This window comes from Microbacterium resistens (assembly GCF_021172025.1).
In the GTDB taxonomy this organism is placed as follows: domain Bacteria; phylum Actinomycetota; class Actinomycetes; order Actinomycetales; family Microbacteriaceae; genus Microbacterium; species Microbacterium resistens.
Map to the genome: position 1 here is coordinate 922,746 of NZ_CP082781.1, position 22,043 is coordinate 944,788.

Below are 22,043 nucleotides of genomic sequence, written 5' to 3' on the forward strand. Positions count from 1 at the left end.
ACATCCCGGCCGCGCGACCGCCGGGTCGGAGCCGGTCAGACCGCGCGGGCCACCCGCGCCAGCACGCCATGGACGAATGCGCCGGACTCGTCCGTGGAGAACTCCTTGGCCAGCTCCACGGCCTCGTCGATCGCCACGGCGGTGGGGACCTCGTCGTTGTGCACGATCTCCCAGACGCCGATCCGCAGCAGCGCGCGGTCGACGGCGGGCATCCTGTCGAGCTTCCAGTCCCGGCTGTGCGTCGTGATCAGCTCGTCGATCTCCTCACGGTGATCGACGATGCCGTCGACGATCTCGCGCGCGTACAGCCACGACGCCTCACGGGCGGGCTCCGCCGCCGCGCGCTTCGCCTCGGCCGCCAGGGTGACGGCGAGCTCGTCGCCGCGGACGTCCGACGAGAAGAGGATGTCGAGGGCGCGCTTGCGCGCCTTGGTGCGTGCGCTCACTCAGATCCGCCGGTCAGTCGTTGACGCGGCCGAGGTAGTCGCCCGAGCGGGTGTCGACCTTGACCTTCGTGCCGGTCTCGAGGAACAGCGGGACCTGGATCTCGTACCCGGTCTCGAGCGTGGCGGGCTTGGTGCCGGCGGACGAGCGGTCACCCTGCAGACCCGGCTCGGTGTAGGTGACCTCGAGGACCACGGAGGCGGGCAGCTCGATGTACAGCGGGTTGCCGTTGTTCATCGCGATCTGGACCTGCTGGTTCTCCAGCATGAAGTTCTTCGCGTCGCCGACGGTGGCTGCCGGGACGTTGATCTGGTCGTAGTCCTCCTGGTCCATGAAGACGAAGCTGTCGCCGTCCGTGTACAGGTAGGTGAAGTCTCGCCGGTCGACGTTCTCGATGTCGACCTTCGCGCCCGCGTTGTAGGTGCGGTCGACGACCTTGCCGGTGACGACGTTCTTCAGCTTGGTCCGCACGAACGCGCCGCCCTTGCCAGGCTTGACGTGCTGGAACTCGATGACGGTCCAGAGCTGGCCGTCGATGGAGAGGACGACGCCGTTCTTGATGTCTGCGGTCGATGCCATGCGCTGAAGGTTCCGTTCGTGTCGAAGATCAGGGGCCGTCCCGGCGGTTCCGCGCGGTGCCGACAGTCGATTCTACGGGATGCCCGCGCCCCGCCTCGCCGGGGCGGTCCGCCGGGGTCCGGACGCGCTGCCCTGGCTCCTCGGCGCTGCCCGCAGAGCGCCCCGCTGCTCAGAGCAGAGGCACCAGGGCGCGGACCGCCTCGGCGTAGCCGTCCACGCCGCGCCCGATGATCCGGACCGCCGCGACGTCATGGAGGAAGGAGAAGCGACGGAACTCCTCCCGCTGTGAGACGTCCGTGATGTGCACCTCGGCGAACGGTAGTGCGACGCCGGTCAGCGCGTCCCGGAGCGACACGGACGTGTGGGTCAGGCCGCCAGGGTTGATCACGATGCCCGCGCAGTCGTCGCGGGCCGCCTGGATCGCGTCGATCAGGACGCCCTCGTGGTTGCTCTGCACCGTCCGGAGCGCGTATCCGCTCTCCGCCGCCGCCTCCATGGTCAGACGCTCGACGTCGGCGAGGGTGGCCGAGCCGTACAGATCCGGCTCGCGGGTCCCGAGGAGGTTCAGGTTCGGTCCGTTGACGAGCAGGAGACGTCGATGCGGGGTCACGCGTTCACGGTATCAGCGGCTCGGCTCCAGCTCGCGACGCATCACGTACTCCCGGCCGATCGACGCTTCGGCGATCTCCCCGGTGCGGACGAAGCCGTTGCGCGCGTAGGCCGCCTGCGCCCGCGCGTTGTCCACGTGGACGTCGAGAGTGAGCGCGATCGCTCCCGCGTCGGCCGCCCACCGGGCGGCCTCGTCGAAGAGCGCGTCGATCGTCCCGGTGCCGCGGCGCCCTTCGGCGACGTACACCCCGACGACGAGGCCGGTGCGCTCAGGCCCGTCGGCGTGGAGGACCGTCAGCGTCGCGCACCACTGCCCCGTGTTTTCCACGGCGATGAACTGCGCGGCCCCCGTCCCGACCGCCGCGTTGGCCGCGCGCAGTCGCCAGAAGTCGTCCGGCTGTGCGGATGCCCCGGCCACGGTGTCCAGGAAGGCGATGCCGGCGGCCGGGTCCGCGAGGGCCCGCAGGCGGAGGTCGCGCACCCGCTCCCACTCGTCCATGCGGATCCTGCGGACCTGGACCGTCATGCACCGACCTCCTGGTAGGCCGCGAACAGCAGCGTCTCGTCGGGCGCCTGCAGCACCGTGGCCTTGGCGAGGTCGTCCAGCACGATGAATCGGAGCATGCCTCCGCGGGTCTTCTTGTCGCGCTGCATGGTCGCCAGAAGCTGGGACCATGCTCCGGCGCGGTAGGTGCGCGGAAGGCCGAGGAGGTCGAGGACCGTGCGGTGCCGATCGGCCACGGCGTCCGAGAGGCGACCGGCCAGGCGTGACAGCTCGGCCGCGTACATCATCCCGACGGACACCGCCGCGCCGTGGCGCCACTGGTAGCGCTCGGAGTGCTCGATGGCGTGTCCGAGCGTGTGCCCGTAGTTGAGGATCTCGCGCTGGCCCGCCTCCCGGAAGTCCTCGGACACGACACGGGCCTTCATGTCGATGGCCAGCTCCACGGCGCGCCGGAACTCGTCCGTGGCGGGATCCACCGCACGCTGCGGATCCGCCTCGACGATGTCGAGGATCTCCGGTGCCCAGATGAAGCCGGCCTTGACCACCTCGGCGAATCCGGCGGTGGCCTCGTTGGGGCTGAGACTGGTGAGCTCGTCGAGGTCGCCGACCACGGCGCGCGGCGCCCAGAAGGCGCCGACGAGGTTCTTCCCCTCCGCGGTGTTCACACCGGTCTTCCCGCCCACTGCGGCGTCGACGAGTCCCAGCACCGTCGTCGGCACCTGGACGACCTGCACGCCCCGCAGCCACGTCGCGGCGACGAACCCGGCCAGGTCCGTGACGGCGCCGCCGCCGTATCCGACGACGGCGTCCGTCCGGGTGAAGTCCGCCTGCCCCATCACCTGCCAGCAGAAGGCCGCGACCTCGATGCGCTTGCCCTGCTCGGCGTCGGGGATCTCCGCCAGGAGCACCTCGCGCGGGCCGTCGGCGGTCTCGGCGAGCAGGCGGTCCCGCAGCTGCGCGGCCCGGCCGGAGAGGGTCGGCGGGTGGACCACCAGGACTTTTCGGACGCCGGGATCGAGGGCCCGCGAGACTTCGTCGAGGATGCCGCGCCCCACCGTGATGTCGTACGCGTCGCGTCCCGTGACCGGGATCACCGTGCTGTCGCTCATGCTCGTCCTCTCATCCATTCGACGATCTGATCCGCCACCCGCGTCATCGGGACACGGGACGTGTCGAAGACCGCATCCGCCACCTCGGCGTACCACGGGGCCCGCTCGTCGGCGATGCGCCGCCAGCGTTCCAGCGCCGACTCGGGCGACGCCTCCGTCTCACCGGCCGCTCCCGAGAGCAGCGGGCGGGATGACCCGGCGATCCGGTCCGCCACCGCTTCCGGCGACACGGTGAGCAGCACCACCGGCACGGGACGCAGGAGCTCGCGGACCGACGCCGTCACGACCGCGCCGCCGCCCAGCGAGACGACGCCGCCGCTCTTGAGCGCCTCCGCGACGGCGTCGCGCTCCCAGAGCCGGAACTGCTCCTCGCCATGCTCGGCGAAGATCGTCGGAATCGGGCCGTGTTGCCGGGCGATCGCCTTGTCGGTGTCCGTGAACCGGGTGCCGAGCCCGCGCGCGACGCGACGGCCGACGCTCGTCTTGCCCGCTCCCATCGGGCCCACCAGCACGACGACGTCGTCGGCCGTGCCGGCGCGGGCGTGCTCTCCAGGATCGTCAGTCATCGTGCAGCAGAAGCGCCGCCTCGGACGCCGGTGCGGTGCGCAACTCCTCGGGGATGGCGGCGAGGTACGACTCCAGGTTGCGGCGGGTCTCCCCGACGCTGTCGCCGCCGAACTTCTCGAGGACCGAGCGGGCCAGCTCGATGGCGACCATCGCCTCGGCCACCACGCCCGCCGCGGGGACGGCGCACACGTCCGAGCGCTGGTGGTGCGCCGTGGCCGGCTCGCCCTCCGCGACGTCGACCGTCCGCAGCGCGTGCGGGACCGTCGCGATCGGCTTCATCCCGGCGCGGACGCGCAGGACCGTCCCCGTGGACATGCCGCCCTCGGTGCCTCCCGCCCGATCCGACCCGCGCGTGATGCCGTCCTCGGCGAGGAAGAGCTCGTCGTGGGCGGCCGATCCGCGCCGCCGCGTGGTCTCGAACCCGTCACCGACCTCGACGCCCTTGATCGCCTGGATGCTCATCAGCGCCTGCGCGAGGCGGCCGTCCAGCCGTCGGTCCCAGTGCACGTGGGAGCCGAGCCCGGGCGGGAGCCCGTACGCCAGCACCTCCACGATCCCGCCGAGCGTGTCCCCGTCCTTGCGTGCCGCGTCGACCTCGGCGACCATGCGCGCGGACGTCTCCGCGTCGAAGCAGCGCAGCGGATCCGCATCGAGCGCCGCGACGTCCGTCGGCGACGGGAGCGGTGCGCCCTCGGGAACCTGCACCGGGCCGATCGAGAGGGTGTGGCTGACCAGCTCGATGCCCAGCTCGGACAGGAAGGATCGGGCGACCGCTCCGAGGGCGACGCGCGCGGCGGTCTCCCGGGCGCTCGCGCGTTCGAGGATCGGGCGGGCCTCGTCGAAGCCGTACTTCTGCATGCCGACGAGGTCCGCGTGGCCCGGACGCGGACGCGTCAACGGGGCGCTGCGGCCCCGGGACCGGTCGGTGATCTCGACCGGCTCGGGGTTCATGACCTCAACCCACTTGGGCCACTCGGTGTTGCCGATCCGCAGGGCGATGGGGCTGCCGAGCGTCTTCCCGTGGCGGACGCCGCCGGAGATCGTGAGCTCGTCCTGCTCGAACTTCATCCGCGACCCGCGCCCGTACCCGAGCTTGCGCCGTGCCAGATCCGCCTGGATGGCCTCGGAGGACAGCGGGACGCCGGCGGGAAGACCCTCCATGACGGCGATGAGTTCGGGGCCGTGCGATTCGCCGGCGGTCAGGACGCGGAGCATTGCTCTAGTCTCCCATGACGGCGCGGCGCATCTCCGCCACGATGACGTCCTCATTCGGCAGCGGCTCGTCGAGCTCGCCGGAGACGAACACGCGGACCTGGAGCACGGCCTGATGCAGGAGCATCCCGAGTCCCGGAAGCGCTGGCGCGTCGTCCCACGCGGAGGCCAGGGCGGACGGCCACGGCGCATAGGCGACGTCGAACAGCGCTCCCCCGGTCGCCGCGAGCCGGGCGGTGGTGCGCGGGTCCGGTGCCGCCCCTCCCGGCAGCGTGGCGATCGTGAGATCGACCGCGTGTTCCGCGGCGTCGAACGGGATGACCTCGGCCGGGAGATCCAGCTGCGCCGCGATGCGCCGAAGCGGACCGGCGGCCTCCGGGCGGCGTGCGGCGACCTCCACGCGCTCGACGCCGAGCTCGGACGCGGCGACGAGTGCCGACGCGGCTGTCGCTCCCGCACCGAGGATCCGCACCGAGCCCGCGCCGGAGACTCCCGCCTCGGTCAGCGCGCGGACCAGCCCGCCGACGTCGGTGTTCCAGACGTGTCCCCGCCGCGGTCCGTCGAGGACCACGGTGTTGGCGGCGCCGGTGAGGACGGCGTGCCGATCGCGGTGCCGAGCCCAGGCGAACGCCTCCTCCTTGAGCGGCATCGTCAGAGAGAGCCCGTGCCAGCGGCCGTCCAGACCGTCCACGGCCGCCCGGAAGCCCGCGGCGTCGACCCGACGGCGGCCGTAGTGCCAGTCGAGGCCCAGGGCCCGGTAGGCGGCGCCGTGCAGGGCCGGGGACCGGCTGTGGTCGATCGGATCCCCCCAGACCGCCAGCAGACGGGAGGCACGGGACGCGGCCTCCTCGTCGCTCAGCATCCGGAGTCGGGGTTCTCGGTGCACCACTGCCGCCACTTGTCGATGGCCGCCTGGTGCTCCTCGTAGGTCTGCGTGAACACGGTCTCGCCGGTGTCCAGGTTGACGGTCACGAAGTACAGCCACGGCCCCGCCACCGGGTGCATCGCCGCGTCGATCGCGAGATCTCCGGGGTTCGCGATCGGCGTGGCCGGCAGCCCCTGGACGACGTAGGTGTTCCACGGGTTGTCGTCGTGCTGGGCCTCCTCCGAGGTGCTCGCGGATCCCTTGTGCAGCTCGCCGTAGCCGTACTGCGCGGTCGAGTCCATCTGCAGCATCATGTCCTGATCCAGACGGTTCTGGATCACACGGGACACCTTGTAGAAGTCGTCCTGCGCGCGGGCCTCGCGCTCGATGATCGACGCGATCGTCAGCACCCGCTGTTCGTCGCCCGCCGGCACTCCGGCGGCCGCCAGCGACTCCCGGGTCCGCTCGACGAGCTTCGCAAGGATGTCGTGCGCGCTCGACTCCGGCGCGAACTCGTACAGGGCAGGGAACAGCCACCCCTCCAGCGACGGCGCGTTGACGCCGAACGACGCCGGATCGGCCGCCGCGGCCTGGAGCTGGTCGAGCGGGACCGCGAGGCTCTCCGCGATGGTCTGCAGCGTCGCCTCGACCGTGAGCCCCTCGCGGATCAGCGCCGAGTTCTCCATCTTGTTCTCGCCGGACTGCATGGCCTCGATGACGGCCTCGGCGGTCATCTTCTGCTGGAACTTGTAGACGCCGGGGAAGAACGTGAGGGAGGTGCCCTGGTCGACGAGGGTGTCGTAGAACACGTCCTCGGTCTTGGTCACCCCGGCGCGGTAGAGCGCGACGGAGACGTCGGCTCCCGAGTCGCCCTCGCTGATGGTGACGAGGGCCTCGCCCGTCGCCTCGCCGGGCTCGTAGTCCTTCGGCGGCCCCCAGCCCATGACCTCGTTGATCTTGTCGCCGTAGGTGTTCATCACCCAGACGCCGCCGGCGACGGCGCCTCCCACCAGGGCGAGGACGATGATGAGGGCGATCAGGCAGCCGGCACGTCGCTGTGGCTTGGCGGGCTTCGTCGTCTCCTCCTCCTGAGCGAACAGGTCGTCCAGGGTCGCACGCGGCTCGGCGGTCACGACGACCGGTGCAGCCTGCGTGGCGGTGTCCGCCGTCTCCGCTGCGCTCGTCGCCCTCGTCTCCGTGGCGCGCAATCCGCCGTCCCCCGCCGCGGCGGGCGCCGTCTCCGGAGGCAGCCCCTGCGCGACACGGGCCGCCTGGTCCTTCGCCTCGCGGGCTGCGGCAGCGCGCGCGGCCCGCCGCGATCCCGGGGTGGGACCCTCGTTCGCCGACGCCGGCTTCTCCGGCTGCTTCGGATCGGGCAGCGACCGGAACAGGTCATTCAGCGAATCCCCTCCGGACTCGGGGGACGGCTCGGGGCGATCAGGCATGTTCAGGGAGTCTCCTCGTCGAGCGTGATCAGGGTTCCGGTCGGGGTGCCGGTGCTCTTCTCGATGTCGACGGCCTGCTGCAGCAGCACCACGGCGGCGACCTGATCCACAATGCCACGAGAACCCCGTTGCGTGCGACCGGACGCCCGCAGGGCGGCGTGCGCCGTCACCGTGCTCAGCCGCTCGTCCACCAGCCGCACCGGCACTCTGGTCCGGCGGGCGACGGCGGCGGCGAAGTCGCGCGCGTCCTGGGTGGATGCGGTGTCCTCGCCGCGGAGGTTGATCGGCAGGCCCACCACGATCTCGACGGGCTCGTGCTCGACGGCGAGCTCGTGCAGGCGGACGACGGACGCATCGTCGCGCGGGACGGTCTCGACGGGCACTGCGAGAAGACCGTCCGGGTCGCAGCGGGACACACCGACGCGACTGCGTCCCACGTCGATGCCGAGCCGCACCCCGCGCCGGAACCCGCTCACGCGCGGCGCAGCTCCTGCTCGATCGCCGTGAAGGCCGCGGGCAGCTCGGTGCGGTGCTGACCGCCTCCCTGGGCGACATCGTCCCGACCGCCGCCCCCGCCGCCGAGCACGCCGGCGGCGAGCTTCGCGAGGGCCCCGGCCTTCGCGCCGGCCGATCGCGCCGTCTCCGTCGTCGCCACGACGACGAGCGGACGGCCGTTGGCGACGCCGGAGACCACGCTCACCCCGGCATCCGCAGACAGGGCGTCACGGACACCGATGGCGACCTCGCGGACCTCGTCCGCCGTCTCCACGTCACCGAGATCGTGCGTCACGAGACGGAACCGTCCGACCTCGACGGCGGACTGGGCGATCGCCGGCACGCGTCCGGCGCGTTCCTTCGCCTCGAACTGGGCGATCCGCTTCTCGGCGGCCTTGAGCTGGGCGGCGATCTCGGCGATGCGCGCCGGGAGCTGCTCCCGCGGCGTCTTGAGCGAGGACGTGAGCTGCGACACGATCGCGCGTTCGGCGGCGAGCTCGCGGAACGCGTCCGCTCCGACCAGCGCCTCGATGCGGCGGTTGGAGGCGCCGACCGACGACTCGCCGACGAGGTTGATGAGCCCGATCTCCGCGCTCGTGGAGACGTGGGTGCCCGCGCAGAGCTCCCGCGACCACGGCCCGCCGATGTCGACCATCCGGACCCGCTCGCCGTACTTCTCGCCGAACAGCGCCATGGCGCCCGCGGCCTTCGCCTCGTCCAGGGACAGCACGCGGGTGGTCACCTCGAGCGAGTCCTGCACCGCGCGGTTCGCGATGTCCTCGATCTCGCTCCGCGTCTCGGACGACAGCGCCTGCCCCCAGGAGAAGTCGAAGCGCAGATAGCCGGCGCGGTTGAGCGAGCCGGCCTGCGTCGCTGTCGACCCCAGCGTGTCGCGCAGGGCGGCGTGGACGAGATGGGTGGCGGAGTGGGCCTGGCGGGCGGCCCGCCGGTTCGCGGCGTCCACCACGGTGGTCGCGGCCGCGTCGACCGAGACCAGCCCCTGGCGCACCTCGACGGTGTGGCTGATCAGACCGGGAACGGGGCGCTGCACGTCGAGCACGTCCAGCACGAAGCCGGCCCCCGTGATCGTCCCCTTGTCGGCGACCTGCCCGCCGGATTCGGCGTACAGGGTGGTCTCGGCGAGCACGATCTCGGCCACCTGGCCCTCGCTCGCGCTCGGCGCCGGCTGGCCGTCGACGAGGATCCCCAGCACGCGGGACTCGGTCTCGAGCTGTTCGTAGCCGAGGAAGGCGGTCTCGCCCTGGGCGCGCAGGTCGCGGTAGACCGACACGTCCGCGAGCTGGCGCTTGCGGCTCTTGGCGTCCGCCTTCGCCCGGTCGCGCTGCTCCTGCATGAGGGTGTCGAAGGCCGTTCGGTCGACGCTGAGACCGGCCTCTTCGGCGATCTCCAGCGTCAGGTCGATGGGGAAGCCGTACGTGTCGTGCAGCAGGAAGGCCTCGGAGCCGCTGAGCGTCTGCCCGCCGCCCTTCTTGGTCTCGTCCAGGGCCAGATCCAGGATCGTGGAGCCCGACGCCAGCGTGCGCAGGAACGTCTCCTCCTCGGCGAAGGCGGCCGTGGACAGCTGGGCCCAGTCCGTCTCGAGCACCGGATACGCGCTCTTCATCGCGTCGCGGGAGACGGCGAACAGCTCCGGGAAGGTGGGCGCGTCCACGCCCAGGAGGCGCATCGAGCGGATCGTGCGGCGCATCAGCCGCCGGAGGATGTAGCCGCGTCCCTCGTTGGAGGGGCGCACGCCGTCCGAGAGCAGCATGAGCGAGGAACGGACGTGGTCGGCGATGACGCGGAACCGGACGTCGTCCTCGTGCGCGACGCCGTAGCGACGACCCGAGAGCTCGACGGCGCGGTCCAGGACCGGACGCACCTGGTCGGTCTCGTACATGTTCTCGACGCCCTGCTTCAGGAACGCGACGCGTTCGAGCCCCATGCCCGTGTCGATGTTCTTCTGCGGGAGCTCGCCGACGATGTCGAACTCGGTCTTGCCGCGGACGTTCTCGATGAAGTCCTGCATGAACACGAGGTTCCAGATCTCCAGGAAGCGCGAGTCGTCCACGGCCGGCCCGCCGTCCTTGCCGTACGCGGGACCCCGGTCGAAGAAGATCTCCGAGTCCGGGCCGCCCGGGCCCGGCTGCCCGGTGTTCCAGTAGTTGTCGGCGCGGCCGAGGCGCTGGATGCGCTCCGGCTTGAGCCCGATGACGTCCCGCCAGATGGACTCGGCCTCGTCGTCGGTCTCGAAGACGGTGACCCAGAGGTCCTTCTCGTCGAACCCGAGCCCGCCGTCCGCCTCGGAGGAGGTCAGCAGCTCCCAGGCGTAGCGGATCGCTCCCTCCTTGAAGTAGTCGCCGAACGACCAGTTGCCGAGCATCTGGAAGAAGGTTCCGTGCCGGGCGGTCTTCCCGACCTCCTCGATATCGTTCGTGCGGATGCACTTCTGGACGTCCGCGATCCGGGGGTGCGGTGCGGGCACGACGCCGGTCAGGTACGGGATGAAGGGAACCATGCCCGCCACCGTGAAGAGCAGGGTGGGGTCGTCACTGACCAGGGAGGCCGAGGGCACGATGGTGTGCCCGTTCTTCTCGAAATAGGTCAGATAGCGCTGGGCGATCTCCGCGGTCTTCATCGGTGTGTGCAGTGTCCTTCGATCGACGGACGCCCTGGGCGTTCGCGGGTGGGGGGAAGAGGGGCGGTCAGGCGTCTTCGGAGCGCTGCGCCTGGCCGAGACGCGCCTCCTGCTCACGGAACGCGTCCCCGAGGATGCCGGTGAACTCACTGATCCGTGCGTCGACCTCGGCGAGGATGTCGTGTCCTCGCGGGTCCTTGTTCATGAAGTGGGCCGCGACGAAGCCGCCGATCACGCCGATCAGCAGCCACAACAGGTTCTTCATCTCGTCACCTCCGGGAGCAGGCCGCGAAGCACGGCGTCCTCCATCGTATGCGGAAACGGCGGAAGGCGCCGGGTTCCCCCGGCGCCTTCCGTCTGTGCGCTGCTCTGCGAGCCGCACGACCCTTAAGAGTCGCTCAGCGAGCCGCGTAGTACTCGACGACGAGCTGCACGTCACAGGTCACGGGGACCTCTGCGCGCTTCGGGCGACGCACCAGGCGCGCCTCCAGCTTGTCGAGGGCCACCTCGAGGTAGGCCGGAACCGGGGGCAGGACCTCCGCGTGGCCGCCGGCCGCGGCGACCTGGAAGGGCTCCAGCGACTCCGACTTCGGCTTCACGTGGATGAGCTGGCCCGGCTTCACGCGGAACGACGGGCGGTCGACGAGCTGGCCGTCGACGAGGATGTGGCGGTGCACGACCAGCTGGCGGGCCTGGGCCGTGGTGCGGGCGAAGCCGGCGCGCACGACGAGGGCGTCCAGACGCATCTCGAGCAGCTCGACCAGGTTCTCACCGGTCAGGCCGTCCTTGCGGCGAGCCTCGTTGAACGCGATGCGCAGCTGCTTCTCGCGGATGCCGTACTGCTCGCGCAGACGCTGCTTCTCACGCAGACGGACGGCGTAGTCGCTGTCGGCCTTGCGCTTGGTGCGGCCGTGCTCGCCCGGAGCGTAGGGACGCTTCTCGAGGTAGCGGGCGGCCTTCGGGGTGAGGGCCACGCCGAGGGCGCGGGACAGGCGGACCTTGCGGCGGTCCTGGGACTTCGTGACCACGAAGCATTCCTTCCGATGACGCGGCCGTGTCTCTCACGGCTCGCGGACGTATCGTCTCGATTCCGCCCTTTCCAGGCGCACGCCGGGGCGCATGGAAAGGTGGTGCAGGAGTGGAGAGATGCCCGAAAACTCGGTTTCGAGCCGCTCAAGCCTATCAGAATGCGGGACGCGCCCGCGCCTCAGGCACCGGGCACCTGGATTCGGTCGGCGTCGGAACGGCGCGATGGCCTCGCACGACCGGCACCGGGGCCCCCGGCGGTCAGCCAGCCGAGGACGGTCGCCAGCAGGGCGAGCGCCCCGGCCGTGCCCGGGACGAGGTAGCCCTGGGTGAGCACCCAGCCGACGCTGACGACGACCCCGAAGGTCGCCGCGATCGCCGCCCACAGTGGCATCGCGCGGTCCCGCTCCGGCGGCCACCGCCGCTCCCACCGGGGCACGACGAGGCAGAGTCCGGCGATCACGAGCACGATCGCGAGGAACCAGGGGATCCTCGTGAGCCACCAGGGCGTGGACAGCACCGCGGGGAACGGCAGCCCCAGCGCGAGCTGGATGCCGACCACCACGGCCATCGCGGCCGTGTGCCAGAGATAGATCGTCATCCCGTGCATGCCGAGGGCGCCGACCGCCAGCAGGGCGGGGCGACGGCGCATGATCGCCCGGATGGCGGGCTGCAGCAGGGTGAAGAGGCACACCTGGGCGAGCCCGAGCAGGAGCAGCAGCACCGTCGGCGGATTGAGGTTGTCGATCATGTCGGCGGAATAGCCCAGCCCGAAGACCGCGACCGCCATCAGCGCGTAGGCTCCTCCGGCGAGGGCGAGGAGCACCGACCTCGGCCGCCGCGAGAACCACTGATCCCGCACACCGAATCCCAGCTGCTGGACGAACAGCCACACGAACAGCCAGTTGAGGGGCCCGGCCGGCACGCCCGCGGCGCGGTCGACGAGATCGACGATCACCGCCAGCCCCGCGAGGCACAGGTAGGTGGGCCACGCGGCGCGGTGGTGCAGCCACGCCATCAGGGGCACGAACGCGGTGCAGATCGCGTACACCGCGATGAACCACAGCGGCTCGGCGAGCCGGAACGCGAAGGTCCGGAGGAACTCGGCGTCCGCCCCGCACAGCGCCAAGACCCCCAGGGCCGCGAGGACTCCCAGCATCGCCGACAGCACCGGCCGGGCCAGTCGCAACGTCCGCACACGGATGTACTCCGCGGCGGACTGGCCGTGGTGGCGGAGCCGGCGCCAGGTCGTGATGCCCGCGAATCCCCCGGCGATGAAGAACGTGGGCATGATCATGCCCACCCAGGTGATCGCGGCCAGCGGCGGCCAGTCCGCCAGCGCGTTGAACGCCCGTGGCGGGTTCCCCTCGATGCCCATCTGCAGCGCATGCAGCACGACGACGACGGGGAGGCACACCGCGCGAACCGCGTCGATGGACAGGTCGCGGTCGGGCGGGATGCGCGGGATCGCTCTGGTCACGCGCCCACTCTAGGACCCCGGTCAGCCGGCGCCCGGACCCCACCGTTCGCCGAGAATCCGACGGATCTTCTCCAGCCGCGCGTGCACGTCCCGCTCGGCTCCGAGCTGCTTGGGCTCGTAGTACCGGCGGCCGCGGAGTTCGTCCGGCAGGTACTGCTGCGGCACGATGCCGGCCTCGGTGTTGTGGGGATAGGCGTACCCGCGACCGTGGCCCAGGCGCTTGGCGCCGGGATAGTGCGCATCGCGGAGATGAACCGGCACCCGCCCGAACCCGCCCGCCCGCACGTCGGCGATCGCGGCGTCGATCCCCACGTACGCCGCGTTCGACTTCGCCGTGGTCGCCAGGTAGATGGTCGCCTCCGCCAGAGGGATCCGTCCCTCCGGCATTCCGATGAACGCGACCGCGTCCGCGGCGGCCACCGCGATGCCGAGCGCCTGAGGGTCGGCGAGCCCGACGTCCTCCGCCGCCGAGATCACGATCCGTCGCGCGATGAAGCGCGGGTCCTCCCCCGCCTCGATCATGCGCGCGAGATAGTGCAGCGCGGCATCCACGTCGGAGCCGCGGATGGACTTGATGAAGGCGCTGATCACGTCGTAGTGCTCGTCGCCCTGGCGGTCGTACCGCAGCAGCGCACGGTCCACGGCCTGCGCGACGTCGTCCGCCGTGACCTCGGGCGTCGCGCCGCCCTGAAGGCGCTCCGGTGACGAGGCCACCGCCACCGCGGCCTCCAGCCCCGTGAGCGCGCGCCGCCCGTCCCCGGACGCGAGACGGATCAGCGCCGAGCGCGCCTCGTCCTGGAGGACCACGGCATCGTTGAAGCCGCGCGGGTCGGCGACGGCCCTGTCCACGAGCGTCCCGATGTCGTCGTCGGTCAGCGGCTGCAGCGTGAGCAGCAGCGAGCGCGACAGCAGCGGTGAGATCACGGAGAACGAGGGGTTCTCCGTGGTCGCGGCGATGAGGATGACCCAGCCGTTCTCGACGCCGGGCAGAAGGGCGTCCTGCTGCGCCTTCGTGAAGCGATGGATCTCGTCGAGGAACAGGATGGTGCTCTGCCCGTACAGGTCGCGCTGCGTGAGGGCGTCCTGCATCACCTCGCGGACGTCCTTGACGCCGGCCGTGATCGCGGACAGCTCGACGAATCGCCGTCCCGAGGACCGCGCGATGGCCTGCGCGAGGGTCGTCTTCCCCGTTCCCGGCGGACCCCACAGGATCATGGAGACCGACCCCGCGTTGGTCGCCGCGGGATCGGCGAGCGTCACGATCGGGGACCCCGGCCGGAGCAGATGCCCCTGGCCCGCCACCTCGTCCAAGGACACGGGGCGCATCCGTACGGCCAGGGGGGTCTGGCCGGACAGGAGGGGCGCGGGCGTGGTCATTCCCCCAGGCTAACGCGCGGCACCGACAGCGCCGCCGGCACGCATCGCGGTCCGTGCACGGTCCCGCCGACGCGTCGCGGTAGGCTCGATCCCCGACACCCAGGAGGATCCATGGCCGGACGCCGCCCCCGCAACGCCCGTGACCGACAGGCACGCGTGGACCAGGAGCGGGCACGACTGCACGCCGCACGGGCGCGGTGGCACGAGGGCGTCATCGCCCGCCGCCGTCGCGACAACCTGGTCGCCGTCGTCGCGGGCGCGGCCATCGTGATCGCGGCCGTGGCCAGCCAGGCCGTGCACGCCCAGGTCGCGTCCCCTGCCCCCACGCCGACGCCCACCACGTCCCCCGCGCCGACGACGTCGACGAGTCCGTCCCCGAGCCCGACCGACACCCCTTCCCCGGCGCCATCGGGCTCGCCGTCCCCGTCCGGGACCCCGACCCCCGCGGCCACGCCGTCCGCGACGCCGACGACGGCTCCTGCCCCGACGCCCACCCGCACGTCCGCCGACTGATCCCTCGTCACGGCGTCCTGTGCCGCGTCCGTCCGCCGTATTAGGCTGAGCCTTGTCCTTTCCGCCTCCCGCGGTCCTGCCGCGCAAGGAGTTCCCATCGTGTCTGCCGAAGAGTCCGCGAACAGCCCCGTCCCCGCCCCGCCGAGGATCCCGCGGCCGAGTCCGTCCGCACTGAAGCCCGCCGCTGCCGCGGTTCCGGCGGCGCCGGTCGTCCCGGCCGTGCCGTCCGTCGACGCCTCGGTGTGGGGCCGTGTCACCGACGACGGGACCGTCTCCGTCCGAGAGGGCGACGACTGGCGCGTGGTCGGCCAGTATCCGGACGGCACTCCGGCCGAGGCGCTGGCCTACTTCGCCCGCAAGTACGAGGACCTGGCCTTCAAGGTGCGCGCGCTGGAGCAGCGGCATCAGGCCGGGGGCGCCGCCGCCGGCGACCTCGCGAAGCAGGCCCGCCATCTCCTCGGCGAGGTCACCGACGCAGCGGCCGTGGGCGATCTGGCCGGCCTCCGGGCACGACTCGACGCCCTCGTCGCCTCGCTGGCCGACGCGTCGGCTGCGGAGGCCGAGGAGGCCAAGGCCGCGCTCGACCAGGCCATCGCGGACCGCACCGCCCTCGTGGAACGCGCCGAGGCCATCGCTGCGCAGGACCTCTCCTCCGTGCAGTGGAAGAAGGTCACCGCCGAGGTGACCGAGCTCTTCGACAGCTGGCAGGCTCAGCAGCAGTCGGGGCCCCGCCTTCCCAAGGGCGTGGCGAACCAGCTGTGGAAGCGCTTCCGTGACGCGCGCGCGACGGTCGACCGCCAGCGGCGGGCCTTCTACGCCGAGCTCGACGAGAACCACAAGGCGGCCCGCGACCGGAAGGCGCGCCTCGTCGAGCGCGCCGAGGCGCTCGCGCCCCGCGGCGTGGACGGCATCCCGGCGTACCGCGGTCTGCTCGACGAATGGAAGGCGGCGGGTCGGGCCGGACGCAAGGCCGACGACGCCCTCTGGGCGAAGTTCAAGGCCGCCGGCGACGCCCTCTACGCCGCCCGCGCCGAGCAGTCCGCTGCCGAGGAGGCCGAGTCCGCTCCGCGCATCGAGGCCCGCACGGCGCTGCTCGAACAGGCGAAGGCCGTGGCCGACGAGGCCGACCTCGGCAAGGCGCGGGCCCTGCTCACGCGCATCCAGCGCCAGTGGGACGAGGTCGGGCGCATCTTCCCGCGGGACAAGGAGCGCGCGCTCGACGACAAGCTGCGCGTCATCGAGCAGGCGCTGAAGACGCGCGAGGACGTGGACTGGAAGCGGAACAACCCCGAGACGAAGGCACGTGCCGGCGACATGAGCCGTCAGCTCGTCGAGGCGATCGAGAAGCTCGAGTCCGAGCGCGCCGCCGCGGAGGCGGCGGGCGATGCCAAGGCCGTCGCGGCCGCCGACGAGGCGCTGTCGGCCCGGCGTGCCTGGCTGCGGGCGCTCGAGGGCTGATCCCTCGCACGGTCGACTGTCCACAGGGCGGGGGTCTTCGGACCACCCGCCCTGTGCGTGTGCGGCACACTGAGCGGGTGCATCCCGCCTTCCTCTATCGTCCGGGCGACCGCCTCTCCGAGGCCGAGCTCTGTGCCGCCCGGCTGGACGGCGATGTCATCGACATCGACGACATGTTCGTGCCGGCGGACCTCGTCGACTCCCCGGCGCTGCGGGCGGCGGTCCTCGTCGCCCACCGGCAGGGACGAGAGCGACTCGCCTTCACCGGCGCCAGCGCGGCATGGGTCCACGGAGCCGGGGATCGGCCGCCGCACCGACACGAGGTGCAGCCGGTCGGCGACCGGCGGGTGCGGATGCCCCCGTCGCCACGGCTGCTCCTGCACGACCTGCGCCTGGATCCGGGCGACACGGTCCTGATCGGCGGAGCCCTCGTCGCCACGCCCGTACGGACCCTTCTGGACCTCGTCCGCGGAATCACGAGGCACCCCGGAAACGCGGTCTGGGCACGCGCGCTCATGTCGGTGCGGCCCGACATCCTGGACGAGACCGCCGACCGCCTCGACGCCTACCGCAGGACCCCCGGTCACCGCCAGGCGCGAGCGGTCCTCGACGACGCCCTCCGGGAGACCTCAGCGGCGCGAGTACCTCAGGACGACGTGACCCGGTAGACGTCGTAGACCGCGTCGATCCTCCGGACCGCGTTCAGCACGCGGTCGAGGTGCACGGTATCGCCCATCTCGAACACGAATCGGCTCAGAGCCAAGCGGTCGGACGTGGTCTGCACCGTCGCCGAGAGGATGTTCACGTGATGCTCGCTCAGCACACGGGTCACGTCGGAGAGCAGCCCGGAACGATCCAGCGCCTCGACCTGGATCTGGACGAGGAACACGCTGCGAGTGGTCGGGGCCCATTCCACGTCCACGAGCCGATCCTTGTCGGCGGACAGCGCCTTGACGTTGACGCAGTCCGCCCGGTGCACCGACACCCCGCTGCCCCGGGTGACGAAACCCACGATCTCGTCCCCGGGAACCGGGGTGCAGCACTTGGCCAGCTTGACCAGGATGTCGGCCGCACCGCGCACGAGGACGCCGGAGTCCGCCTCGCGGGGGATCCGAGCGCGCCCAGGCGCCGGGATGTCGATCGCACCGGTGTTCGTGTCCTCGTCGCCGCCGACGAGGGCCGTCACCTTCTCCAGAACGGACTGGGTGGAGACGTGCCCCTCCCCGACCGCGGCATACAGGGCCGAGACGTCCTCGTAGCGCAGCTGCTGCGCGACCTCGGCGAACGACTCCTGGCTCATGAGGCGCTGGAGCGGCATGTTCTGGCGACGCATCGCCCGGGCGATCGCCTCCTTGCCCTGCTCGATCGCCTCTTCGCGCCGCTCCTTCGTGAACCAGCCGCGGATCTTGTTGCGCGCGCGCGTGCTGCGGACGAACGTGAGCCAGTCCTGGCTCGGGCCGGCGTCGGGGTTCTTCGAGGTGAACACCTCCACCACGTCGCCGCTCTTGAGCACCGACTCCAGCGGCACCAGCCGCCCGTTCACCTTCGCGCCCATGGTCCGGTGGCCGATCTCGGTGTGCACGGCATACGCGAAGTCGACGGGTGTGGCGCCGGAGGGCAGGCCGATCACGCGGCCCTTCGGGGTGAAGACGTAGACCTCCTTCGCCCCGATCTCGAAGCGGAGGGAGTCCAGGAACTCGCTGGGATCGGCCGTCTCGGCCTGCCAGTCCGAGATGTGCGCCAGCCACGCCATGTCGGTGTCCGAGGCGCGCAGTTCGGTGCGTCCGCCGTTCATCCGCTCCTTGTACATCCAGTGCGCCGCGACGCCGAACTCCGCCTGCTGGTGCATCTCGTGCGTGCGGATCTGGATCTCGACGGTGCGTCCGCCCGGACCGATGACCGTCGTGTGCAGCGACTGGTAGAGATTGAACTTCGGCGTCGCGATGTAGTCCTTGAACCGGCCGGGCAGCGGCGTCCAGCGGGCGTGGATGGCGCCGAGGACGGCGTAGCAGTCGCGCACGGTGCCGACCAGGACCCGGATCCCGATGAGGTCATAGATGTCGTCGAACTCGCGCCCGCGCACGACCATCTTCTGGTAGACGGAGTAGAGCTGCTTCGGGCGGCCCGCGACCTTGCCGCGCACGCGGAGGTCGCGCAGGTCGCTCTCGACCGCCTCGACGACCTCGCCGATGTACTTCTCACGCTGCGGCGTGCGCTGCTTGATGAGACTGTCGATCTCCGCGTAGATCTTCGGATGCAGGACCGCGAAGGAGAGGTCCTCGAGCTCGGACTTGATCGCCTGGATACCGAGGCGGTGCGCGAGCGGGGCGTAGATCTCCAGCGTCTCGGTCGCCTTGCGCGCCGCCTTCTCGGGAGGCACGAAGCCCCACGTGCGGGCGTTGTGCAGCCGGTCGGCCAGCTTGATGAGCAGGACCCGGATGTCCTTGGACATCGCGACGATCATCTTGCGGACGGTCTCCGCCTGCGCACTGTCGCCGTACTTTACCTTGTCGAGCTTGGTGACGCCGTCGACCAGCATCGCGACCTCGTCGCCGAACGTCGCCGTCAGCTCCGTGAGGGCGTAGCCGGTGTCCTCCACCGTGTCATGCAGCAGCGCCGCTGCGATCGCGCGCGGCCCGAGGCCGAGCTCGGCCAGGATCTGCGCGACCGCCATCGGGTGCGTGATGTAGGGCTCGCCGCTCTGGCGCTTCTGTCCCGCGTGCTTCTCCGCCGCCACCGCGTAGGCGCGCTCGATGATCGCCAGATCTCCGCGGGGATGGTTCTGCCGGACCGTGCGGATCAGGTTGTCGAGGTCGTTGATCCGCGGGGCGCGCGAGAAGATGCGCGGAACCAGCCGGCGCAGGCTCGATCCCTGCGCGGTGCTCGCCTCGCTCATGCGCCCACCTCCCCGAGAGTGAACATCCTACGCGCGCGCGACACCGCGGGGACCGCCGGCACGGATCAGGCCTGCGCCGTCGCGACCGCGCGTTCCCGCGCCTCGGCCACCCGCCGGTCGTGCTCCGCGATCGACCCCTCCTTCTCACGGAACAGCGAGTACAGCGGCGCTGCCACGAACAGGGTCGAGTACGTCGCGACGAGGATGCCGACGAAGATCGACAGCGAGATGTCGGTGAGCGTCTCCGCACCGAGCCACACGGCGCCGATGAACAGGATCGCCCCGACCGGGAGGGCCGCCACGATCGACGTGTTGATGGAGCGGATGAGCGTCTGGTTCACGGCGAGGTTCACCGACTCCCCGAAGGTCCGACCGGATCTGATCCCCTCCTCGGACGTGTTCTCGCGGATCTTGTCGAACACGACCGTGGTGTCGTACAGGGAGTAGGCGAGGATCGTGAGGAAGCCGATGACGGCCGCCGGCGAGATCTCGAAGCCGAAGGCGGCGTAGACGCCGACCGTGATGACGAGCACGTCCAGCAGACCGATGATCGCCGCGGCGGACATCTTCCACGTCCGGAAGTAGATCGCCAGGATCAGGAAGGTCAGGGCCAGGAAGATGGCCAGGCCCCACAGCGACTGCCGTGTGACGCTCTCCCCCCAGCTGGGTCCGATGAACGACGAGTTGACGGCGTCCGGCTCGACCCCGTAGGCCGAGGCCAGCGCCTCGGCGACCTGGTGGGTCTCCGCGTCGGTCATCTGGTCGGTCTGGACGCGGATGTCCTTGCCGCCGACCGTGGTGACCTTCGTGGTCGCACCGGGCACGACCGTCCGCACGGCCTCGCCGGCCAGGGACTGGTCCGTGGTGGCCGGGGCCTCGACCGTGAACTGCGAGCCGCCCGTGAACTCGATCGAGAACTGGATCGGCCGGAACAGCGGCACGAGGGCCGATCCGACCACCAGGAGGATGGCGAGGACGAACCACAGCCGGCGCTTGCCGACGAACGGGAACGAGGTCTTGCCGCTGTAGAGGTCGTTTCCGAACTGATTCATGGACCGCATCAGGCGTTCTCCTCCGGGCCGCCCGCGGCGGGTCTGTCGTTCACGAGGGTCTCCGCGCGCTTGCGCTCCGCGATCGTCTGGCGACGCTCCGCCTCGCCGCGCGAGCGCCCTGCCCGCGCCGCCTTGCCCATCGAACCGGCGGCGACCGCGCGGTACTGGGTGCGTGTGCGGTACACGGCGCCGAGGGCCTCGGGGTCCATTCCGGAGAGCGGGTGGCCGTCGCCGAAGAACCGCGTTCGGGCCAGCAGCTGCATCACCGGGTGCGTGAAGATCACGAAGATGAACACGTCGATGACCGTCGTCAGGCCGAGGGCGAAGGCGAAGCCCTTCACCGTGGCGTCCGCGAGGATGTACAGGACCACGGCCGCGAGGATGTTGATCGACTTGGAGATATAGATCGTCCGCTTGGCACGACCCCAGCCGTCCTCCACCGCGCTCGTGATCGACTTGCCGTCGCGCAGCTCGTCCCTTATTCGCTCGAAGTACACGATGAACGAGTCGGCGACGAATCCGATGGAGACGATCAGACCGGCGACGCCGGCCAGCGAGAGGCGGAATCCGAGACGCCAGGCCAGGATGCAGACGATGATGTACGTCAGCACCGCCATCACGGCGATCGAGGCGATGATGACGAAGCCGAGAGCGCGGTAGCTCAGCAGCGAGTACACCGCGACCAGACCCAGGCCGATCAGGCCCGCGATCAGGCCGATCTGCAGCTGCTGGGATCCGAGCGTCGCCGAGACCGTCCCCGAGCTCTGCACCTCGAAGCTCAGCGGCAGGGCGCCGTAGCGCAGCTGATCCGCGAGCGTCTTCGACGTCTCCTGCGTGAACGACCCGCTGATCGACGGCTTTCCGTTGAGGATGATCCCGTTCATCTGCGGGGCGGAGATCACCTTGCCGTCGAGCACGAACGCGAACTGGTCACGGGGCGTGAGTCCCTGACCCTTGTAGCCGAACAGACGCTGGCTCACGTCCGCGAAGGCCTTTGTGCCCTTGTCGTCGAACGTCAGGTTGACGACCCAGCGGCCCGAGTCCTGCTCGCGGCCGTTGGTCGCATCGTCGATGGACGAGCCGTCGAGTGCCACCGGTCCGAGCAGGTACTTGACCTGACCCGCCGGGTCGCACGAGATCAGCGGCTGGTCCCCCGGTGCGCCCGCAGGGTCCTGGTCCGTGGCGGAGCAGGGCGTGGACAGGAACTCCGCCTGGAGCTTCTCGGTGATCCACGCGAGGTCGCTGCCGTCCGTCGGCTCCGGGGAGGGCGTCGACGGCATGGTCTCGCTCGGCGTCGGGTAGGCGGTCTCGTTGCCGTCCTCGCCCACGAACGACGTCGCCGGGCTGGTGGCGGCGAGCACCGGGCGCAGCTCGAGCTTCGCCGCGGACTGAATGCGGTTGCGTGTCTCCTCGTCCGCCGTGCCGGGGATCTGGACGACGATGTTGCGCCCGCCCTCGGTGGTGATGTCCGACTCGCCGACGCCCGCGGCGTCCACGCGCTGGCGGATGATCGCGGCGGCCTGGTCCAGCTGCTCCTGACTGGGGTCGGCGCCGTCCTCGGTCTGGGCGCCGAGGATGATCTGCGTCCCGCCCTGGAGGTCGAGCGCGAGCTCGGGAGTCCACGAGCTCTTTCCGAAGCCGTACACGCCGATGGCGTTGATGCCGAACAGCACGGCGGTGGCGATCAGGAGGCCGAGCAGGACCCGCCAGGCGTGCTTGACGGGAGAGGAAGATGCCACGGAGTCTCAGGGCTTTCTGTGCGGGGCGTGCGCG

Annotated in this window: 21 protein-coding genes; 3 read left to right on the top strand and 18 right to left on the bottom strand. The window is 71.0% G+C overall.

Going from position 1 to position 22,043, the window contains the following annotated elements:
• Positions 1 to 35 precede the first annotated feature (35 nt).
• The 15 genes from nusB to K8F61_RS04465 all read right to left on the bottom strand — a co-directional run bounded on the left by nusB (position 36) and on the right by K8F61_RS04465 (position 14,351).
• Positions 36 to 446, bottom strand: a complete 411-nt coding sequence (nusB, locus tag K8F61_RS04395) for a transcription antitermination factor NusB (protein ID WP_067246965.1) — start codon at positions 444 to 446, stop codon at positions 36 to 38.
• A 13-nt stretch (positions 447 to 459) separates the two neighbouring features.
• Entirely contained in the window at positions 460 to 1,023 is a 564-nt protein-coding gene (efp, locus tag K8F61_RS04400) for an elongation factor P (protein WP_067246968.1), read from the bottom strand.
• A gap of 169 nt (positions 1,024 to 1,192) precedes the next feature.
• Complete coding sequence (locus K8F61_RS04405; protein WP_067246973.1) at positions 1,193 to 1,633, bottom strand: type II 3-dehydroquinate dehydratase; 441 nt, start codon at positions 1,631 to 1,633, stop codon at positions 1,193 to 1,195.
• A 12-nt stretch (positions 1,634 to 1,645) separates the two neighbouring features.
• Positions 1,646 to 2,158, bottom strand: coding sequence for a GNAT family N-acetyltransferase (locus tag K8F61_RS04410; RefSeq protein ID WP_231820807.1), 513 nt, complete (start codon positions 2,156 to 2,158; stop codon positions 1,646 to 1,648).
• Positions 2,155 to 3,246 carry a 3-dehydroquinate synthase gene (gene aroB, locus K8F61_RS04415; RefSeq protein ID WP_231820808.1) on the bottom strand — a complete coding sequence of 364 codons (1,092 nt, stop codon included), beginning with the start codon at positions 3,244 to 3,246 and terminating at the stop codon, positions 2,155 to 2,157. Before aroB ends, K8F61_RS04410 begins: the two co-directional genes overlap by 4 nt.
• Positions 3,243 to 3,812, bottom strand: a complete 570-nt coding sequence (locus K8F61_RS04420; protein ID WP_231820809.1) for a shikimate kinase — start codon at positions 3,810 to 3,812, stop codon at positions 3,243 to 3,245. Before K8F61_RS04420 ends, aroB begins: the two co-directional genes overlap by 4 nt.
• Positions 3,805 to 5,028 carry a chorismate synthase gene (aroC, locus tag K8F61_RS04425; RefSeq protein WP_219084724.1) on the bottom strand — a complete coding sequence of 408 codons (1,224 nt, stop codon included), beginning with the start codon at positions 5,026 to 5,028 and terminating at the stop codon, positions 3,805 to 3,807. The genes K8F61_RS04420 and aroC overlap by 8 nt, the downstream gene beginning before the upstream one ends.
• Positions 5,029 to 5,032: 4 nt before the next feature.
• Entirely contained in the window at positions 5,033 to 5,887 is an 855-nt protein-coding gene (locus K8F61_RS04430) for a shikimate dehydrogenase family protein (protein WP_231820810.1), read from the bottom strand.
• Positions 5,881 to 7,335 (bottom strand): endolytic transglycosylase MltG, encoded by a 1,455-nt coding sequence (gene mltG, locus K8F61_RS04435; protein WP_231820811.1) that lies wholly within the window; start codon positions 7,333 to 7,335, stop codon positions 5,881 to 5,883. Before mltG ends, K8F61_RS04430 begins: the two co-directional genes overlap by 7 nt.
• Positions 7,336 to 7,337: 2 nt before the next feature.
• Positions 7,338 to 7,811, bottom strand: a complete 474-nt coding sequence (ruvX, locus tag K8F61_RS04440; protein WP_231820812.1) for a Holliday junction resolvase RuvX — start codon at positions 7,809 to 7,811, stop codon at positions 7,338 to 7,340.
• Positions 7,808 to 10,468: an alanine--tRNA ligase gene (alaS, locus tag K8F61_RS04445; RefSeq protein ID WP_231820813.1), complete on the bottom strand. Its 2,661-nt coding sequence runs from the start codon at positions 10,466 to 10,468 to the stop codon at positions 7,808 to 7,810. The genes ruvX and alaS overlap by 4 nt, the downstream gene beginning before the upstream one ends.
• 67 nt (positions 10,469 to 10,535) lie before the next feature.
• Positions 10,536 to 10,733, bottom strand: coding sequence for a hypothetical protein (locus K8F61_RS04450; RefSeq protein WP_067246992.1), 198 nt, complete (start codon positions 10,731 to 10,733; stop codon positions 10,536 to 10,538).
• A gap of 133 nt (positions 10,734 to 10,866) precedes the next feature.
• Positions 10,867 to 11,496, bottom strand: a complete 630-nt coding sequence (rpsD, locus tag K8F61_RS04455) for a 30S ribosomal protein S4 (protein ID WP_219084729.1) — start codon at positions 11,494 to 11,496, stop codon at positions 10,867 to 10,869.
• Positions 11,497 to 11,675: 179 nt separating this feature from the next.
• Positions 11,676 to 12,974, bottom strand: coding sequence for an acyltransferase family protein (locus K8F61_RS04460; RefSeq protein WP_231820814.1), 1,299 nt, complete (start codon positions 12,972 to 12,974; stop codon positions 11,676 to 11,678).
• Positions 12,975 to 12,995: 21 nt separating this feature from the next.
• Positions 12,996 to 14,351, bottom strand: a complete 1,356-nt coding sequence (locus tag K8F61_RS04465; RefSeq protein ID WP_231820815.1) for a replication-associated recombination protein A — start codon at positions 14,349 to 14,351, stop codon at positions 12,996 to 12,998.
• Between the two features lie 111 nt (positions 14,352 to 14,462).
• Here K8F61_RS04465 and K8F61_RS04470 point away from each other — a divergent pair, with 111 nt between their 5' ends.
• The 3 genes from K8F61_RS04470 to K8F61_RS04480 all read left to right on the top strand — a co-directional run bounded on the left by K8F61_RS04470 (position 14,463) and on the right by K8F61_RS04480 (position 16,990).
• On the top strand, positions 14,463 to 14,864 hold the full coding sequence (locus K8F61_RS04470) for a hypothetical protein (protein ID WP_231820816.1): 402 nt from the start codon (positions 14,463 to 14,465) through the stop codon (positions 14,862 to 14,864).
• Positions 14,865 to 14,963: 99 nt separating this feature from the next.
• Entirely contained in the window at positions 14,964 to 16,322 is a 1,359-nt protein-coding gene (locus K8F61_RS04475; protein ID WP_418888072.1) for a DUF349 domain-containing protein, read from the top strand.
• 77 nt (positions 16,323 to 16,399) lie between these two features.
• The gene (locus K8F61_RS04480; RefSeq protein ID WP_231820817.1) at positions 16,400 to 16,990 is read left to right on the top strand and encodes a hypothetical protein; all 591 of its coding nucleotides are present in this window, start codon (positions 16,400 to 16,402) and stop codon (positions 16,988 to 16,990) included.
• Here K8F61_RS04480 and K8F61_RS04485 read toward each other — a convergent pair.
• The 3 genes from K8F61_RS04485 to secD form a co-directional block, all read right to left on the bottom strand.
• A complete protein-coding gene (locus K8F61_RS04485) occupies positions 16,969 to 19,218 on the bottom strand; it encodes a RelA/SpoT family protein (protein WP_067242974.1) in 2,250 nt (749 codons plus the stop codon). The two genes, K8F61_RS04480 and K8F61_RS04485, sit on opposite strands and share 22 nt — an antisense overlap.
• Before the next feature lie 65 nt (positions 19,219 to 19,283).
• On the bottom strand, positions 19,284 to 20,279 hold the full coding sequence (gene secF / locus K8F61_RS04490; protein ID WP_231820818.1) for a protein translocase subunit SecF: 996 nt from the start codon (positions 20,277 to 20,279) through the stop codon (positions 19,284 to 19,286).
• Positions 20,279 to 22,009 carry a protein translocase subunit SecD gene (gene secD / locus K8F61_RS04495; protein WP_231820819.1) on the bottom strand — a complete coding sequence of 577 codons (1,731 nt, stop codon included), beginning with the start codon at positions 22,007 to 22,009 and terminating at the stop codon, positions 20,279 to 20,281. Before secD ends, secF begins: the two co-directional genes overlap by 1 nt.
• Between the last annotated feature and the right edge of the window lie 34 nt (positions 22,010 to 22,043).

Coding starts and splice junctions, on each gene's coding strand:
- K8F61_RS04410 (WP_231820807.1), bottom strand. CDS start 2,158: ATGACGGTCCAGGTCCGCAGGATCCGCATGGACGAGTGGGAGCGGGTG.
- K8F61_RS04450 (WP_067246992.1), bottom strand. CDS start 10,733: ATGAAGAACCTGTTGTGGCTGCTGATCGGCGTGATCGGCGGCTTCGTC.
- efp (WP_067246968.1), bottom strand. CDS start 1,023: ATGGCATCGACCGCAGACATCAAGAACGGCGTCGTCCTCTCCATCGAC.
- K8F61_RS04485 (WP_067242974.1), bottom strand. CDS start 19,218: ATGAGCGAGGCGAGCACCGCGCAGGGATCGAGCCTGCGCCGGCTGGTT.
- aroB (WP_231820808.1), bottom strand. CDS start 3,246: ATGAGCGACAGCACGGTGATCCCGGTCACGGGACGCGACGCGTACGAC.
- mltG (WP_231820811.1), bottom strand. CDS start 7,335: ATGCCTGATCGCCCCGAGCCGTCCCCCGAGTCCGGAGGGGATTCGCTG.
- K8F61_RS04420 (WP_231820809.1), bottom strand. CDS start 3,812: ATGACTGACGATCCTGGAGAGCACGCCCGCGCCGGCACGGCCGACGAC.
- K8F61_RS04470 (WP_231820816.1), top strand. CDS start 14,463: ATGGCCGGACGCCGCCCCCGCAACGCCCGTGACCGACAGGCACGCGTG.
- K8F61_RS04430 (WP_231820810.1), bottom strand. CDS start 5,887: ATGCTGAGCGACGAGGAGGCCGCGTCCCGTGCCTCCCGTCTGCTGGCG.
- aroC (WP_219084724.1), bottom strand. CDS start 5,028: ATGCTCCGCGTCCTGACCGCCGGCGAATCGCACGGCCCCGAACTCATC.
- alaS (WP_231820813.1), bottom strand. CDS start 10,468: ATGAAGACCGCGGAGATCGCCCAGCGCTATCTGACCTATTTCGAGAAG.
- secF (WP_231820818.1), bottom strand. CDS start 20,279: ATGCGGTCCATGAATCAGTTCGGAAACGACCTCTACAGCGGCAAGACC.
- K8F61_RS04465 (WP_231820815.1), bottom strand. CDS start 14,351: ATGACCACGCCCGCGCCCCTCCTGTCCGGCCAGACCCCCCTGGCCGTA.